The sequence below is a fragment of the Pseudomonas sp. 39004 genome (assembly GCF_028682155.1).
Lineage (GTDB): Bacteria > Pseudomonadota > Gammaproteobacteria > Pseudomonadales > Pseudomonadaceae > Aquipseudomonas > Aquipseudomonas capeferrum.
In genome coordinates, this window is the sequence record NZ_JANIAG010000056.1 from 1 (window position 1) to 16,660 (window position 16,660).

Annotated in this window: 16 protein-coding genes and 1 pseudogene; 6 read left to right on the plus strand and 11 right to left on the minus strand. The window is 62.6% G+C overall.

The window, feature by feature from the left end; genetic code table 11:
• Window positions 1–45 precede the first annotated feature (45 nt).
• The 7 genes from NP534_RS12185 to bioB all read right to left on the minus strand — a co-directional run bounded on the left by NP534_RS12185 (window position 46) and on the right by bioB (window position 7,049).
• Window positions 46–1,851, minus strand: coding sequence for a phenylacyl-CoA dehydrogenase (locus tag NP534_RS12185; protein ID WP_033703087.1), 1,806 nt, complete (start codon window positions 1,849–1,851; stop codon window positions 46–48).
• A 317-nt stretch (window positions 1,852–2,168) separates the two neighbouring features.
• Window positions 2,169–2,465 (minus strand): pyrroloquinoline quinone biosynthesis protein PqqE, encoded by a 297-nt coding sequence (locus NP534_RS12190; RefSeq protein ID WP_274098866.1) that lies wholly within the window; start codon window positions 2,463–2,465, stop codon window positions 2,169–2,171.
• 112 nt (window positions 2,466–2,577) lie between these two features.
• A complete protein-coding gene (gene bioD, locus NP534_RS12195) occupies window positions 2,578–3,258 on the minus strand; it encodes a dethiobiotin synthase (RefSeq protein ID WP_033703090.1) in 681 nt (226 codons plus the stop codon).
• Between the two features lie 10 nt (window positions 3,259–3,268).
• Window positions 3,269–4,087 (minus strand): malonyl-ACP O-methyltransferase BioC, encoded by an 819-nt coding sequence (gene bioC, locus NP534_RS12200; RefSeq protein WP_274098867.1) that lies wholly within the window; start codon window positions 4,085–4,087, stop codon window positions 3,269–3,271.
• Entirely contained in the window at window positions 4,080–4,811 is a 732-nt protein-coding gene (locus tag NP534_RS12205) for an alpha/beta fold hydrolase (protein ID WP_186658628.1), read from the minus strand. The genes bioC and NP534_RS12205 overlap by 8 nt, the downstream gene beginning before the upstream one ends.
• Window positions 4,796–5,989, minus strand: coding sequence for an 8-amino-7-oxononanoate synthase (gene bioF, locus NP534_RS12210; protein ID WP_274098868.1), 1,194 nt, complete (start codon window positions 5,987–5,989; stop codon window positions 4,796–4,798). Before bioF ends, NP534_RS12205 begins: the two co-directional genes overlap by 16 nt.
• Window position 5,990: 1 nt before the next feature.
• Window positions 5,991–7,049: a biotin synthase BioB gene (gene bioB / locus NP534_RS12215; RefSeq protein WP_274098869.1), complete on the minus strand. Its 1,059-nt coding sequence runs from the start codon at window positions 7,047–7,049 to the stop codon at window positions 5,991–5,993.
• An 89-nt stretch (window positions 7,050–7,138) separates the two neighbouring features.
• On the opposite strand from bioB, the gene NP534_RS12220 reads away from it, so the two are divergent.
• The 3 genes from NP534_RS12220 to guaD all read left to right on the plus strand — a co-directional run bounded on the left by NP534_RS12220 (window position 7,139) and on the right by guaD (window position 10,227).
• The gene (locus NP534_RS12220; protein ID WP_274098870.1) at window positions 7,139–7,870 is read left to right on the plus strand and encodes a ComF family protein; all 732 of its coding nucleotides are present in this window, start codon (window positions 7,139–7,141) and stop codon (window positions 7,868–7,870) included.
• Between the two features lie 196 nt (window positions 7,871–8,066).
• Window positions 8,067–8,912 carry a xanthine dehydrogenase accessory protein XdhC gene (gene xdhC, locus NP534_RS12225; protein WP_095063711.1) on the plus strand — a complete coding sequence of 282 codons (846 nt, stop codon included), beginning with the start codon at window positions 8,067–8,069 and terminating at the stop codon, window positions 8,910–8,912.
• A gap of 10 nt (window positions 8,913–8,922) precedes the next feature.
• Window positions 8,923–10,227: a guanine deaminase gene (guaD, locus tag NP534_RS12230; RefSeq protein WP_033699377.1), complete on the plus strand. Its 1,305-nt coding sequence runs from the start codon at window positions 8,923–8,925 to the stop codon at window positions 10,225–10,227.
• Here the strand turns inward: guaD and aqpZ are convergent.
• Together aqpZ and NP534_RS12240 are read right to left on the minus strand one after the other, a co-directional pair.
• Window positions 10,224–10,922, minus strand: a complete 699-nt coding sequence (aqpZ, locus tag NP534_RS12235) for an aquaporin Z (protein WP_033699378.1) — start codon at window positions 10,920–10,922, stop codon at window positions 10,224–10,226. The genes guaD and aqpZ overlap by 4 nt on opposite strands.
• A gap of 151 nt (window positions 10,923–11,073) precedes the next feature.
• A complete protein-coding gene (locus tag NP534_RS12240) occupies window positions 11,074–11,829 on the minus strand; it encodes a GntR family transcriptional regulator (protein ID WP_047583646.1) in 756 nt (251 codons plus the stop codon).
• A 353-nt stretch (window positions 11,830–12,182) separates the two neighbouring features.
• On the opposite strand from NP534_RS12240, the gene NP534_RS12245 reads away from it, so the two are divergent.
• Complete coding sequence (locus NP534_RS12245; protein ID WP_047583647.1) at window positions 12,183–13,532, plus strand: NCS2 family permease; 1,350 nt, start codon at window positions 12,183–12,185, stop codon at window positions 13,530–13,532.
• 474 nt (window positions 13,533–14,006) lie between these two features.
• Here the strand turns inward: NP534_RS12245 and NP534_RS12250 are convergent.
• Both NP534_RS12250 and uraH read right to left on the minus strand, forming a co-directional pair.
• A pseudogene (locus NP534_RS12250) lies at window positions 14,007–14,253 on the minus strand (RHS repeat-associated core domain-containing protein); the annotation flags it as partial.
• Window positions 14,254–14,450: 197 nt separating this feature from the next.
• Window positions 14,451–14,804: a hydroxyisourate hydrolase gene (gene uraH, locus NP534_RS12255; RefSeq protein WP_008091641.1), complete on the minus strand. Its 354-nt coding sequence runs from the start codon at window positions 14,802–14,804 to the stop codon at window positions 14,451–14,453.
• Between the two features lie 377 nt (window positions 14,805–15,181).
• On the opposite strand from uraH, the gene puuE reads away from it, so the two are divergent.
• Window positions 15,182–16,108, plus strand: coding sequence for an allantoinase PuuE (gene puuE, locus NP534_RS12260; RefSeq protein WP_019471481.1), 927 nt, complete (start codon window positions 15,182–15,184; stop codon window positions 16,106–16,108).
• Window positions 16,108–16,623, plus strand: a complete 516-nt coding sequence (gene uraD, locus NP534_RS12265) for a 2-oxo-4-hydroxy-4-carboxy-5-ureidoimidazoline decarboxylase (protein ID WP_274098871.1) — start codon at window positions 16,108–16,110, stop codon at window positions 16,621–16,623. The genes puuE and uraD overlap by 1 nt, the downstream gene beginning before the upstream one ends.
• Window positions 16,624–16,660: the final 37 nt, after the last annotated feature.

Here is a 16,660-nt window from a genome sequence, read left to right on the forward strand (position 1 = left end):
CCCGCCTGCCGGTAAGGGCAGGCGGGTTTTTCTACAGCTTATGGGTCAGTAAGACAGACCGAAGTGCTCTTCTTCCATCGCCATCAGGTTACCTGCACCCGACAGCATCGCCGCCACATGGGTACGGGTACGCGGCAGGATGCGCTGGAAGTAGAAGCGCGCGGTCTGCAGCTTGGCGGTGTAGAACGCCACTTCTTCAGTACCGGCAGCCAGCTTCTCGGCAGCCAGGCGGGCGATATCAGCCCAGAAGTAGGCCAGGCAGGCATAACCGGAATACATCAGGTAATCGACCGAAGCGGCACCCACTTCTTCGCGGTCTTTCATGGCGGCCATACCGACCTTCATGGTCAGCTCGCCCCATTCCTTGTTGATGGCCGCCAGCGGTTCGACGAACTCTTTGACCGCCTCGACGCCTTCTTGCGCCTGGCAGAACTTGTGCACGATCTTGGTAAAGCCCTTCAACGCTTCACCTTGAGTCATCAGCACCTTGCGGCCGAGCAGGTCGAGGGCCTGGATGCCGGTAGTGCCTTCGTACAGCATGGAGATACGGCTGTCGCGCACGTTCTGTTCCATGCCCCACTCGGCGATGAAACCATGGCCGCCGTAGATCTGCACGCCGTGGTTGGCGGCCTCGAAACCGACTTCGGTCATGAAGGCCTTGGCGATCGGGGTCATGAAGGCCAGCAGCGCGTCAGCTTTTTTGCGCTCTTCTTCGTCCTGGCTGTACTTGACGATATCGACCTGCTTGGCGGTGAAGTAGACCATGGCGCGGTTACCTTCGGCGAAGGCCTTCATGGTCAGCAGCATGCGGCGCACGTCCGGGTGGACGATGATTGGGTCGGCCGCCTTTTCAGGGGCTTTAGGGCCGGTCAGCGAGCGCATCTGCAGGCGCTCACGGGCATACTTCAGGCCGCCCTGGAAAGCCACTTCGGCGTGGGCCAGGCCTTGCAGTGCGGTGCCCAGGCGAGCGGTGTTCATGAAGGTGAACATGCAGTTCAGGCCTTTGTTGGCCGGGCCGATCAGGTAGCCGGTTGCGCCGTCGAAGTTCATCACGCAGGTGGCGTTACCGTGGATGCCCATCTTGTGTTCGATCGAACCACAGCTCACGGCGTTACGCTCGCCGGCAGCGCCTTCGGCGTTGGGCATGAACTTCGGCACGATGAACAGCGAGATGCCTTTGGTGCCAGCCGGGGCATCGGGCAGGCGGGCCAGCACGATATGGACGATGTTGTCGGCCATGTCGTGTTCGCCAGCGGAAATGAAGATCTTGGTACCCGACACTTTGTACGAACCATCAGCCTGAGGCTCGGCCTTGGTACGCAGCATGCCCAGGTCGGTGCCGCAGTGCGGCTCAGTCAGGCACATGGTGCCGGTCCACTCGCCGGAAACCAGCTTGGTCAGGTAGACCTCTTGCTGCTCAGGCGTGCCGTGCTCGGAAATGGTGTTCATGGCGCCATGGGACAGGCCTGGGTACATGCCCCACGACCAGTTCGACTCACCGACCATCTCGCTCAGGGCCAGGCCCAGCGATTCCGGCAGGCCTTGGCCGCCGTGGGCAACGTCATGCGCCAGGCTCGGCCAGCCACCCTCGACAAACTGCTCGTAAGCCGCTTTGAAGCCGGTCGGCGTCTTCACGCCCGACTCGCTCCAGGTGCAGCCTTCCTGGTCGCCAACGCGGTTCAGCGGGGCCAGTACCTGCTCACAGAATTTCGCGCCCTCTTCAAGGATCGCGTCGACCATGTCGGGCGTGGCGTCCTCGCAACCCGGCAGGCTCTGATAATGCGCTTCGTAGCCGAGCAGCTCGTCGCGAACGAAACGGATATCACGCAAGGGGGCTTTGTAATCAGGCATTGCGGTGAACCTCTGTGATGAGTTCGGGGGTGATCGGTACTACCGACAAGCTCTTGGCGGCTTTCGATCAAACAGTTGTTTGAAACTTACGTTTAGCACGCGCGGATGTCAAGGAGGGACGATGGTGCCATTTACGTCACGAAAAATGGCGTTTCGGCCACTGCACGACGATCAGTGTCTGAAATGCGCAGGCCGCGGGAGCGGGTTTACCCGCGAACAGGGCCTCCCAGACGATAAAGGTGTCTGATCGGACGCATTCGCGGGTAAACCCGCTCCCACAGTGTTGAAAGGAGGTGTTTTACAGGGGAAGCCAGAAATCAGGCGTAGGTGTCGATGATCCGACCGAGCATTTCGTCGGAAGCCTTGACGACCTTTGCGCCAAGCTCGACTTCGTGCTTGCCCAGTGCCAGTTGCACGGTACTGGTCGCCATGTCCATTTGCTGGCTGCGATCGACCGCGCGCAGGCGTTCTGCCTGAAAGTCGCTGGACTGGCTGGTGGCAGTGCGCTCGGCAGTGGTGTTGGCGATCTGGCTGGCGGCTTGATCGACGCGGTTCTGGCCGGTCTGGATTGCGCTCAGGCCCGCGTAGTAGGCGGAGCTACCGGTGATTTCCATGTCAGGACTCCATTGACGCTGGATGACGAACAGGCCTAATTAAAGCAGGCGACGGCAGAAAAGGCCCGTTTAAATCGTTAATGGCCCAGTGCCAGTCGATAGACAGCGGCGGTTAATCGAGCAAATCCAGCTGCAAATGCTCCGCCACCATGTCGGCACTCGCCTGCTTCAACTTGGGCACCCGCCCCAGGCAAGGCGCGGGCAACCGCTCGGCGAGGCTGGCCAGGTTCTCTTCCAGGCGCGACGTGCGCGGTTCGATGATGTTCGCCACCCAGCCCGCCAATTGCAGCCCGTCGCGGGCGATCGCTTCGGCGCTGAGCAAGGCATGGCTGATACAGCCCAGGCGTACCCCCACCACCAGAATCACCGGCAGTTTCAGGGCGATGGCCAGGTCAGACAGGTTGGCCTGGCCCGACAACGGCACGCGCCAGCCACCGGCGCCTTCAATCAAGGTGAAGTCGGCGTTTTGCTGCAGCACGTTGCGCATCGCCGCCAGCAGCTCGGGCACGCCCAGCGTGACGCCAGCCTCACGGGCCGCGACATGGGGTGCGATCGCAGGCTCGAAGGCAAACGGGTTGACCTGTTCGTACGGCAACTTGATCGAGCTTTCATCGATCAGCGCCTGCGCATCGCTGTTGCGCAAGCCCTTTGGGGTTACCGTGCAACCGGACGCCACCGGCTTGGCCCCCAGGGTGCTCATGCCTTGCAAGCGCGCCGCATGCAGCAGGCCGGCGGCAATGGTGGTCTTGCCGACGTCGGTATCGGTACCGGCAATGAAATAGGCCTGGCTCATCTGACTCCCCTTACCCCTGTGGCTTGCGCAACACACCATAGACCACTTGGTAAGTGGCTGGCAGCCCCTGGGGCTGGCGAAATGCCTCATATGCCTGCAACAAGCCCTGCATGCGCGCGCGGCCGGTCAGGCCCGAGGGGCGGCCCGGGTTGATGTTGTGGGCGCCAAGGGCCTTCAGTTCGTGGGTCAGGCTGCGTACATCCGGGTAGTGCAACACGTGCGCACGCTGCTGCAGCGTCACGTGCTGCAAGCCACTGCCGGCGCACAGGCGCTGGTAATCGTCGAAGCGGCGGAAGCGGTTGACGTGCACCAGGCCATCCACCGCCTGCCAGCTGGCGCGCAGCTCGTCGAGGGTCCCGACGCACAGGCTGCTGAACGCCAGCAGACCGCCTGGGCGCAGCACCCGCCGCGCCTCATCCAGCACACTGGCGAACTGCCCGCACCACTGCACCGCAAGGCTGGAGAACACCAGGTCGACGCTGGCCTCACGCAGCGGCAGGCGCTCGGCATCGCCGACCACGTGGTGCTGGGCGCCGCCCTGCTCATGCCGGGCATGGCGCAGCATGCCTTCGGCGATATCCACCGCCACGCCACTGGCCTGCGCGAAGCGCTCGGCCAGCACCCGGCTGAAGTGCCCGGTGCCGCTGCCCAGGTCAAGCCAGCGCGACGGCGCCAGCCCTTCCGGCAACTGGCCCAGCAGGCTCATGCCAACGTCGCGCTGCAAGGCCGCGACGCTGTCGTAGCTGGCCGCCGCGCGGGAAAACGAGGCCGCCACCTGGCGCTTGTCCGGCAGCGCGCCGGGCAGGGTCGGACGGGAAAGGTCAGTCATCGCCACTCTCATGCAGGAAACTCTTGATGCCCGCCGCCAGCTCCTGGGGGTACTCCAGCAGGAAGGCGTGGGAACTCTCTTCGACCAGGCCGACCTCCACGTCCGGCAACAGTTCGCTCAGGGCCTTCGCGGCCTCCGCCGGTACCAGCGCATCGCTACCGGCGAACAGGTGCAGTTGCGGCCCGGCGAAGTGTTGCAGGGCCGCGCGCGTGTCCAGTTGCGCCAGCACCTGCAAGCCGGTGGCAAGGTACAGCGGGTCGGTGTCCGGCACCCCTACGCCAAGCTGACGCAGCAACGTACGCGGTTGCAGGGCACCGTCGCTGCACAAGCTGCGAAAGCGCTTGAGCGTCACCTGGGTGTGGCTGCGGCAACCGTCGAGGAAGGTGCCGAAGGTGTCGTCGGCCATGCCGTGGGGCCAGTCCGGCCGCGCCACGAAGCTGGGGTTGCTGCCCAGGGTCAGCAGGCCGCAGCAGTGATCACCGCGCCTGCTTGCCAGCTCACTGGCCAACATGCCGCCGAGCGACCAGCCGCCCAGCCACGTATCAGTCGGCAGCTTGCGATCGAGGTGGTCGACCCAGGCTTGCACATCGGCCTCGGCCAGTTCCGGCAGGGGCATCAGCTCGACCTGCAGGCGTGCATCCTGGGCCCGGAGGCTGGCAGCCAGTGGCTCCAGGGCAGCGGTGCCCAGGCCCCAGCCGGGCAGTAGAATCAGTCGATTTCGCATCGGCGCTCTCCAGTGGTGCTCTCCAGTTGTGGATAACACTCGGCCAATGCATTCAACAATAGCTGCACCTGCGCCTCACTGTGCGCGGCGCTCAGCGTCACCCGCAGGCGCGCGCTGCCGGCGGGCACGGTGGGCGGGCGGATCGCCGTCACCAGCAAGCCCCGCTCGCGCAACATCTGTGACAGGCGCAGGGCCTGGGCGCTGTCACCGATCATGATCGGCTGAATCGGTGTGGGGCTGTCCATCAGCTCAAGGCCGATCTGCTGGGCGCCCTGGCGGAACTGGCGGATCAACGCGGCCAGGTGCTCGCGGCGCCAGGTTTCGCGGCGCAACAGTTCCAGGCTTTTAAGCGTGGCACAGGCCAGCGCCGGGGGCTGGCTGGTGGTGTAGATGTAAGGCCGGGCGAACTGCACCAGCGCCTCGATCAACGCTTCGCTACCGGCAACAAAAGCGCCGGCCGTGCCGCAGGCTTTGCCCAGGGTGCCGATCAGCACGGGTACATCATCCACACCCAAACCAAAGTGCTCGACGATACCGCCACCCTGGGCCCCCAAGGTCCCCAGGCCATGGGCATCATCGACCATCAGCCAGGCGCCGCGGGCGCGGGCGGCCTTGGCCAGGGCCGGCAAATCGGCAAGGTCGCCATCCATGCTGAACACCCCGTCGGTCACCACCAGGGTATTGCCCACGGCCTTGTCCAGGCGGCTGGCCAGGCTGGCCGGGTCGTTGTGCAGGTAGCGGTTGAAACGGGCACCACTGAGCAGCCCGCCATCCAACAGCGAGGCGTGGTTGAGGCGGTCCTGCAGCACCGTGTCGCCCTGCCCCACCAGCGCAGTGATGGCGCCCAGGTTGGCCATGTAGCCGGTGGAGAACAGCAACGCGCGCGGGCGCCCGGTCAGCTCTGCCAGTGCCTCTTCGACCTGGTGGTGCGGCGTGCTGTGGCCTATCACCAGGTGCGACGCGCCGCCACCGACACCCCAGCGTTCGGCGCCGGCCTGCCAGGCGGCGATCACCTCCGGGTGATTGGCAAGGCCCAGGTAATCATTGCTGCAAAACGCCAACAGCGGCTGGCCATCGACCACCACTTCAGGCCCCTGCGGGCTCTCCAGCAGTGGCCGCTGCCGATACAGGTCTGCTGCGCGCCGTTCGGCTAGGCGCGCCGCCAGGTCAAAGGCCATCTCAGGCCGTTGCTGCGTTGTAGAACATCTCGCTGCTGCGCTGTTCGACCAGCGCCTGCTCGATGGCTGCCTGGTGCACTTCATCGGCGTGCTCTTCGCGGGCCTCAGGCTTGATACCCAGGCGGGCGAACAGCTGCATGTCCTTGTCAGCCTGCGGGTTGGCGGTGGTCAGCAGTTTCTCGCCATAGAAGATCGAGTTGGCGCCCGCCATGAAGGCCAGGGCCTGCATCTGCTCGTTCATCTGCTCGCGGCCGGCAGACAGGCGCACATGCGACTTGGGCATCAGCAGGCGGGCCACCGCCAGCATGCGGATGAAGTCGAACGGGTCGACATCTTCTTCTTCGGCCAGCGGCGTACCCGCCACCTTGACCAGCATGTTGATCGGCACCGACTCCGGGTGCTCGGGCAGATTGGCCAGCTGGATCAGCAGGCCGGCGCGGTCATCCAGCGACTCGCCCATGCCGAGGATGCCGCCAGAGCAGATCTTCATCCCGGCATCACGCACATAGGCCAGGGTTTGCAGGCGTTCGCTGTAGGTGCGAGTGGTGATGATGCTGCCGTAGAACTCGGGCGAGGTGTCGAGGTTGTGGTTGTAGTAGTCGAGGCCGGCCTGGGCCAGCGCCTGGGTCTGATCCTGATCGAGCTTGCCGAGGGTCATGCAGGTTTCCAGGCCCATGGCCTTGACCCCTTTGACCATCTCCAGCACGTAGGGCATGTCCTTGGCCGACGGGTGCTTCCACGCCGCGCCCATGCAGAAGCGGGTCGAGCCGATGGCTTTGGCGCGGGCGGCTTCTTCCAGCACCTTCTGCACTTCCATCAGCTTCTGTTTTTCCAGCCCGGTGTTGTAGTGGCCGGACTGTGGACAATATTTGCAATCTTCCGGGCAGGCGCCGGTCTTGATCGACAGCAGGGTCGATACCTGCACGCGGTTTGCGTCGAAATGCGCGCGGTGCATGGTTTGCGCCTGGAACAGCAGGTCGTTGAACGGTTGCTGGAACAGCGCCTTGACCTCAGCCAGGGACCAGTCGTGACGTGTTGTTGCAGTTGTGCTGGCGCTCATCGGCGTTTCCTTGTTTAGGCTGTAACTGGCGCCGGGACAAGAATGCCCGCCAGCGCATCACGGATAGCTCGCATAGTCATGGAAGGCCTATGAACTGTCAACCCAACCTGAAAGCGCTGGCTTACAAGTGCCTAAATATTAACCAACACTGTTTGCTCTGCGATGCCCCTGCCGAACAGGCGTACCCACTGTGTGTCGCCTGCGAACAGGCGTTGCCCTGGCTGCAGGACTACTGCCTGCGCTGCGCCCTGCCTTTGCCCATGGCCAACCTGACCTGCGGCCAGTGCAGCCGCCGGGCGCCGGCGTTCGACCAGGTCATCGCGCTGTGGCATTACGGGTTCCCGGTAGACACGCTGATCAGCCGCTTCAAGCACAAACGCCAGTGGCCGTTGGGGCGGTTGATGGCCGAATTGCTCGGCCAGGGCCTGCAACATCGCTATGCAGAAGGCCTTGCGCAACCTGACCTGCTGTTGCCTGTACCCTTGGCCAAGCGTCGACTGCGTGAGCGCGGCTTCAACCAGGCCGGCATGCTGACGCGCTGGTTGGCATCGCAGTTGGGCATCGATTGCGACGAGAGGCTGCTGCTGCGTACACGCGAAACACAGGCGCAGCAGCACCTGGATGCCAAGGCCAGGCGCCGCAACCTGCGCCAGGCGTTCAGCGTTACCGGGCACAAGGCGCTGGCGGGCAGGCATGTAGCGGTGGTCGATGACGTGCTGACTACAGGCACCACCGCCCAGGCGATTGCCCAGGTGTTAACCAAGGCCGGGGCACGCCGGGTCGATGTGTATTGCCTGGCACGCACGCCCAAGCCCGTGTAGGAGCGGCCTTGCGTCGCGAAAGGGCTGCGCAGCGGCCCCCATCGATTTTAGCGGCGACGCTGAAATCCGGGATTAGCGGCGACGCTGGAATCAGGGATTAGCAGCGACGCTGAAATCCGGGGGCCGCTGCGCAGCCCTTTCGCGACGCAAGGCCGCTCCTACACAAGGCCCGCGTAGACAGAAGAGAGGTTGGATCATGCACCAATGGATCAACGCCCTCGCCGACCACCAGTCCCGCGGTGAACCCTGCGTGCTGGTGACCATCATCGAGGAACGCGGCTCTACCCCGCGTAACGCCGGCTCGAAAATGGTCGTCAGCGCCACCGCGCTGTTCGATACCATCGGCGGCGGCCACCTGGAATACAAGGCCCTGCACATCGCCCGGCAAATGCTCGAAGACCAGCGCACCACCCCGCACCTGGAGCGCTTCAGCCTTGGCGCAAGCCTCGGCCAGTGCTGCGGCGGCGTGACCGTGCTGCTGTTCGAGCCGATGGCCGCCGTGCAGGCGCAGATCGCGGTGTTCGGCGCGGGCCATGTCGGCCGCGCTCTGGTACCCTTGCTCGCCGCGTTGCCCTGCCGGGTGCGCTGGATCGATTCGCGCGAACAGGAATTTCCCGAGCTCATCCCCAACGGGGTGACCAAGGTGGTCAACGAGGAGCCCGTCGACGAAGTGGCCGACCTGCCAGCTGGCAGCTACTGCATCGTCATGACCCACAACCACCAGCTCGACCTGGAACTGACCGCCGCCATTCTCAAACGCAATGATTTCACCTGGTTCGGCCTGATCGGCTCGAAGACCAAACGGGCCAAGTTCGAGCACCGCCTGCGCGAGCGTGGCTTCGATGATGCCGTCATGGCGCGCATGCGCTGCCCGATGGGCATTGCCGAAGTCAAGGGCAAGCTGCCGATCGAGATCGCCGTGTCCATCGCCGGCGAAATCATTGCCACCTACAACGCCTGCTTCGGCCAGCATGACGCTGCCGCCAACGCCGGCCCCATTGCCCAGTTGCTGCCGCCCTCCCGGCGCAGCCAAGCCATTTGACGAGCGCTTTATGACCGCAACCCGCAAAGCCTACCGTGCCGCCATCCTGCACAGCATCGCCGACCCGGCCGAGGTCGGCCTGGACGCCTCCCACGCCTACTACGAAGACGGCCTGCTGGTGGTCGACGACGGCCGCATCAGCGCCCTCGGCCACGCCAGCGACCTGCTGCCGACCCTGGATGCCGGCATCGAAGTGGTGCATTACCAGGATGCGTTGATCACCCCAGGCTTCATCGATACCCACATCCACTTCCCACAGACCGGCATGATCGGCTCGTACGGCGAACAGCTGCTGGACTGGCTCAACACCTACACCTTCCCGTGCGAGAAGCAGTTCGCCGACAAGGGCCATGCCGACCAGGTCGCGAAAATCTTCCTCAAGGAACTGCTGCGCAACGGCACCACCACCGCCCTGGTGTTTGGCAGCGTGCACCCGGAGTCGGTGAACGCCTTGTTCGAAGAAGCCGAGCGCCTCGACCTGCGGATGATCGCCGGCAAGGTGATGATGGACCGCAATGCCCCTGACTACCTGACTGACACGGCCGAGTCCGGTTACAGCGAAAGCAAGGCTTTGATCGAACGCTGGCACGGCAAGGGCCGCCTGCACTACGCAGTGACCCCACGTTTCGCACCGACCAGCACGCCAGAGCAACTGACACTGGCTGGCCAGTTGCTCAAGGAGCACCCAGGCGTGTACATGCACACGCACCTGTCGGAAAACCTCAAGGAAATCGACTGGGTCAAGTCACTGTTCCCGGAGCAGAAGGGCTACCTGGACGTGTACGACCACTTCGAGCTGCTCGGCGAGCGCTCGGTGTTCGCCCATGGCGTGCACCTGTGCGACGACGAGTGCCAGCGCCTGGCCGAAACCGGTTCGGCCGTGGCCTTCTGCCCGACGTCCAACCTGTTCCTAGGTAGCGGCCTGTTCAACCTGCCCCAGGCCGAGCGCTTCAAGGTCAACGTGGGCCTGGGCACCGACGTGGGTGCAGGCACCAGCTTCTCGCTGCTCAACACCCTCAACGAGGCGTACAAGGTCATGCAGTTGCAGGGCGCGCGCCTGCACCCCTACAAGTCGCTGTACCTGGCCACCCTCGGCGGCGCCCGCGCACTGCGCCTGGACGATCGCATCGGCAGCCTGCGCCCCGGCAACGATGCCGACTTCGTCGTGCTCGACTACAAGGCCACGCCACTGCTGGACTACCGTATCCAGCAGTCCAACAGCATCGAAGAGACCCTGTTCGTGCTCACCACCCTGGGCGATGACCGCACCGTGCGGGAAACCTACGCCGCCGGGCGTTGCGTGCACCAGCGCTAAGGTTCTTTCGCCAGGCCCCGGTACAACGCGCCGCCGATCGCAGCCCCGATCAGCGGCGCCAGCCAGAACAGCCACAGTTGCTGCAGGGCCCAGCCGCCGACGAACAGTGCCGGCCCCGTGCTACGCGCGGGGTTGACCGAAGTATTGGTCACCGGAATGGAGATCAGGTGGATCAGGGTCAGGGCCAGGCCGATGGCAATCGGCGCGAAACCTGCTGGGGCGCGGGAGTCGGTGGCGCCCATGATTACCACCAGGAACATCGCCGTCATCACCACTTCACTGATGAAACCCGCACCCAGTGTGTAGCCGCCGGGCGAGTGGTCGGCGTAGCCGTTTGAAGCCAATCCCGAAGACAACTCGAAACCGGCCTTGCCGCTGGCGATGAGGTAGATCACACCCGCAGCCAGGATGGCGCCGATCACCTGAGCGATCACGTAGGGCAGCAGCTCTTTGGCCGGGAAACGCCCGCCCACCACCAGCCCGAATGATACGGCAGGGTTTAGATGACAGCCGGAAATGTGGCCGATGGCGAAGGCCATGGTCAGCACTGTAAGGCCGAAGGCGAAAGCAACACCGAGAACGCCGATACCGAGGGGGGAACTGGCTGCGAGTACCGCACTGCCACAGCCACCAAGGACCAGCCAGAAGGTGCCGATCAATTCGGCACCCATGCGTTTACCGAGGGACATGCTCATGAATCCATTCCTCAAGAAGTTGAACGCAACGAATGCGCAAGCCCAACTGCTTGATGAAGGTTTGCTCACAAGAATTTAGCAGACCTTTGGCTAATGTGCAGGAGCGGGCAAGCCCGCGCCTGCAAAACCCCACATCTACCGAGGCAAACGATCAACCCTTGGCCGAAACCTTTGGCTTTTTCAGCAGGTGCGAGAACACCGCATGCAGATCGTCCGAGGCACTCTCCTCGTCCAGGTTCAGCTTGCTGTCGATGTGGTCCATGTGGTGCATCATCAAGCTCACCGCCTGCTCGGCGTCACGCGCTTCGATGGCATCGATCAGTTGCATGTGCTCGTCATAGGAGCAATGCGAGCGGTTGCCGCTTTCGTACTGGGCAATGATCAGCGAGGTCTGCGACACCAGGCTGCGCTGGAAGCTGACCAGGGGCGCATTGCCCGCCGCTTCGGCCAGCTTGAGGTGGAATTCGCCAGAAAGACGGATACCCGCACCCCGATCGCCGCGCGAGAAGCTGTCGCGCTCCTCGCGCACCATCTGACGCAGCTCGTTGAGCTGGTCGAGGGTGGCGTGCTGCACGGCCAGTTCGGTGATGGCGCGTTCGACCATGCGCCGCGAGAAGAACACCTGGCGCGCCTCTTCAACCGTCGGGCTGGCCACCACCGCACCACGGTTGGGCCGCAACAGCACCACGCTTTCGTGGGCCAGGCGCGACAGGGCGCGACGGATGATGGTGCGGCTGACGCCGAAGATCTCGCCCAGCGCTTCCTCGCTCAACTTGGTGCCCGGAGCCAGACGCTGTTCGAGGATCGCCTCGAAAATATGCGCGTAGACGATGTCGTCCTGGGTACCACTGCGCCCGGCCTTGCCAGTGCGCACAGGTTTTTTCAGAGGTTGCAGCTGTTCGTTCATGGGCACTCGAGCACGTGGATCCACCAGTCGGACCTTGACTGTAACGCGTGTCAGAGGGTGGCTGGCAAGTCCTGAAAAGGGATGAAGGACCAAGGTATGGCGCCATTGTACACAGGCTGACCCGTTTCTGCAGGTGGCCTTTCACATATATAGCCGTTGTACGAGCATTTGTGCGCACAAAAGATAAAACATTATTTGCATTCTTTGTACACAAAAGCATAATCCACCGTGCGACTTCCTGACCCATAAGTCAACAAAATGGTCAGGCGTCTGCCTTCCCCTCGCGGAGCCGCCAAGTGCATGCGCAGGACAATGGCTCCGACACAACAAGAAAGACTTGAGGAGTACCCGCTGTGGAAAGCCGCAAATCCGAAGCCCCTACGCTGGATCTCGCCCCACCGCTCGAAACGAGCTGGCTGGAACGGATTTTCAAACTCAAGCAACACGGCAGCACCGTCAAAACCGAAATGATTGCCGGGGTGACCACCTTCATCACCATGGCCTACATCATCTTCGTCAACCCCAACATCATGGCCGACGCCGGCATCGACCACGGCGCGGCCTTCGTCGCCACCTGTATCGCCGCAGCGCTGGGCTGCCTGCTAATGGGCCTGTACGCCAACTGGCCGGTGGGCCTGGCGCCCGGCATGGGCCTGAACGCCTTCTTCACCTACACCGTGGTCGGCACCATGGGCTACAACTGGGAAACGGCACTGGGCGCGGTATTCGTCTCGGGTGTGCTGTTCATGTTCCTCACCTTGTCGAAGGTGCGCGAGTGGCTGCTCAACAGCATCCCGTTGAGCCTGCGCCATGCGATGGGGGCCGGCGTCGGATTGTTTCTCGGACTGATCGGCCTGAAGACCGCAGGTATCATCGTCGACAGCCCGGCCACGCTGATCAAGCTGGGCTCGCTGCATGAACCCGGCCCACTGCTGGCGGCGGTGTGCTTCCTGTCGATTGCCATCCTCAGCTACAAACGGGTATTCGGCGCGATCCTGATCAGCATCATCGGCGTCACCCTCGCCGGCTGGGGGCTGGGCCTGGTGAAGTTTGGCGGGGTGGTATCGATGCCACCGAGCCTGGCGCCGACCTGGATGGCCATGGATGTCGCCGGCGTGTTCAACGTCAGCATGATCAGCGTGGTGCTGGCGTTCCTTTTCGTGCACATGTTCGACACCGCCGGCACCCTGATGGGCGTGGCACAACGGGCCAACCTGGTGGCGCCTGATGGGCGTATCGAAAACCTGTCACGGGCGTTGAAGGCAGACAGTGCGTCCAGCGTATTCGGCGCGGTGGTCGGCGTGCCGCCGGTAACCAGCTATGTAGAAAGTGCCGCAGGCGTGGCCGCCGGTGGCCGGACTGGCCTGACAGCTGTGGTGGTGGGGCTGCTGTTCATTGCGGCGATGTTCTTCGCGCCGCTGGCCGGGATGATTCCGGCTTATGCCACTGCGGGTGCATTGATCTACGTGGCCATGCTGATGATGGGCAGCATGGCGCATATCCACTGGGATGAAGCCACCGACAGCATTCCGGCGATCGTCACGGTGATCATGATGCCGCTGACCTTCTCGGTCGCCGACGGTATTGCCCTTGGCTTCATCACCTATGTGGCGTTGAAGGCGGGCACTGGCAAGTACAAGGAAATCTCGGCCAGCCTCTGGGTGCTGTGCGCGATCTTCATTGCCAAGTTTGTGTTCCTCTGATCTTCCACCCCAACAAAGGGCGCTTCGGCGCCCATTTTTATGCAGCTGGTGCTGGTTTTCTCGCGAAGATGCCAGTTCGAGGAAGTGCAGCTGGCGTCGCGCCTGACGGAACGGCTTCACGCACCCTGACAACATCGAATGCCGCCTCTGTGATCACGACAACATCAAACACATCCTTCTTATAGCCCACACCGGGAACCAACCTGGCATCTTTGCGCGAGAGTACCGGTAAGACAATGCCATCGTCGTAGAGGTCAGCGTATCGTTTCGCGTGCTCAGGGGTTGGTGCGACATAGAACCCTCTCCCTTGAGCCTGCCTATGAACCTCTGAGTGCCCTGACGATAGCCCTCTGAACAGTGAGGGCCTATTTTTACGACTGGTCCCATGCCAACCAACTACTTGTGTAAATTGCCCCTCGTTAACAATTGCAGTTATGGCCTTTCGCTTCGGCGTCTTCACAACCCCCGCCAGCATTCTCCAAAAGCTATGACCGCTTGGGTCCTGGTAATCCACGGGATCGCCCTGGCAGTACGCATAGGCGTTCACACCACCTTCAGCGAACGGGCTCAAGCTGTCCGGGCTATTGAACCGCATCAAAGAGGGATTGAAGGCTCGATAACCATTCCCCAGAAGGTAATGCTCTGTGACCGGGTCCAGCCGCTCACCATTGAAACCGAGAACACGCTGATCGGGCAGGTGGTAGCCATAGGGTAGATAGGCATTTTGTGTATTCATCAGGCCATATCTTCAATTGGGACTTGGCACCTGATCATCCCAGACAGGCCCGAACGAAAGTACTGACAAAAATGTCAGTCAAATGGTTGATGCCACCTGAACTGTAGAAAACAGAAGACGAAAAAAAGCCCGCCAGTGTGAGAGCGGGCCAAAGGACCTACGAAGATTCTTCTAGCGACCAACTAGCTTCCGCGATAGGTCGAATAGCTATACGGCGAGATCAGCAGCGGCACGTGGTAGTGCTCCTGCTGCTCGTCGATGCCAAAACGCAGCACAACAACATCCAGAAACGCCGTGTCCGGCAGCTGTACGCCGCGGGCACGGTAGTAGGCGCCAGCACTGAACTGCAGCTGGTAAACGCCGGTACGGTAATCGTCACCCTGCAGCAGCGGCGCATCGACGCGGCCATCGCTATTGGTCAGGGCGGTGTTAACCAGCTCCAGCTGCTGGCCTTCGACGCGGTACAGCTCGACCTTGATCGAGCTGCCCGGGCAGCCATGCGCGGCATCCAGTACGTGTGTGGTCAAACGTCCCATTGCTTGTCGCCTCTTGTTCAATCTGTGGGCAAAAAATACACGGCCATCATCACGCCAAACGGCCTGCGATGTGCGGGAATGGCGTTATTAAGACATTCCATCGTCAAATTGTACACAATTTTTTGAACCCATCCGTCGCCGCCTCCCTAAAGCCGCCATACAGTCGCAAATACAGACGCCATGCCGACACCCACGTCATTAGCTGACCAACCAGGCAGGTTTATTGCAAGGGATTCTCAGGCGACAAAAGGGAAGAAATGCGGAAAAACAGGCTTACAAAAGATTTCAGAAGTTGTATACAATCAGCCCATCCGGTGGTGCGACATCCCGACGCGGCCCGCCCACCCCCGCACTAACGCACAAGAAGGAAGACTGCAGTGAGCGCTGACTATCCTCGCGACCTGATCGGTTACGGCAACAACCCACCTCACCCGCAATGGCCGGGCAACGCCCGCATTGCACTGTCCTTCGTCCTGAACTACGAAGAAGGTGGCGAGCGCAACATCCTGCACGGTGACAAAGAGTCCGAAGCTTTCCTGTCCGAGATGGTGGCTGCCCAGCCGTTGCAGGGCCAGCGCAACATGAGCATGGAATCGCTCTACGAATACGGCAGCCGTGCCGGCGTGTGGCGTCTGCTCAAGCTGTTCAAGGACAGCGGCGTGCCGCTGACCGTGTTCGCCGTGGCCATGGCCGCCCAGCGCCACCCGGACGTGATCCGCGCCATGGCCGAAGCCGGCCACGAGATCTGCAGCCACGGCTACCGCTGGATCGACTACCAGAACATGGATGAAGCGCAGGAGCGCGAGCACATGCTCGAGGCCATCCGCATCCTCACCGAACTGACCGGCGAGCGCCCGGTGGGCTGGTACACCGGCCGCACCGGCCCGAACACCCGCCGCCTGGTGATGGAGGAAGGTGGCTTCCTCTATGACAGCGACACCTACGACGACGACCTGCCCTACTGGGAACCGAACAACCCCACCGGCAAACCACACCTGGTGATCCCCTACACCCTGGACACAAACGACATGCGCTTCACCCAGGTACAGGGCTTCAACTGCGGCGAGCAGTTCTTCCAGTACCTCAAGGACGCCTTCGATGTGCTCTACGCCGAAGGCGCCGAAGCACCGAAGATGCTCTCCATCGGCCTGCACTGCCGCCTGGTCGGCCGCCCGGCGCGCCTGGCCGCGCTGAAGCGTTTCGTCGATTACGCCAAGAGCCATGACCAGGTCTGGTTCGCCCGTCGCGCGGACATCGCCCGCCACTGGCACGCCACCCACCCGTACAAGAAAGAGAACGCCTGATGACCGCCTTCAAGACCCTCAAGCCCTCCACCCTGGGCCGTGACGCATTCGTCGCCGCCTTCGCCGACATCTACGAGCACTCGCCGTGGGTCGCTGAAAAAGCCTATGGCCTGGGCAACCTGAGCGAGCTGGATGAGGTCGAGGCGCTGCACCAGCGTATGAGCGACATCCTGCTCAGCGCCAGCCACGCCGACCAGTTGGCACTGATCAACGCTCACCCGGACCTGGCTGGCAAAGCGGCTATCCAGGGCGAGCTGACCGAATCGAGCACCAACGAGCAGGCCGGCGCCGGTATCCACCAGTGCACCGCCGAAGAGTTCGCCCGTTTCACCGAGCTCAACGACGCCTACAAGGCCAAGTTCCAGTTCCCGTTCATCATGGCGGTCAAGGGCAGCAACCGGCACCAGATCCTCGCCGCTTTCGAAAAACGCATCCACAACGACAGCGATGCCGAATTCAAGGAAGCCCTGGCGCAGATCAACCTGATCGCCCTGTTCCGTCTGCTGCAGCTGTAATTACCGCTGCAACGAACGTTAGAGCCCTTTCAAGAAT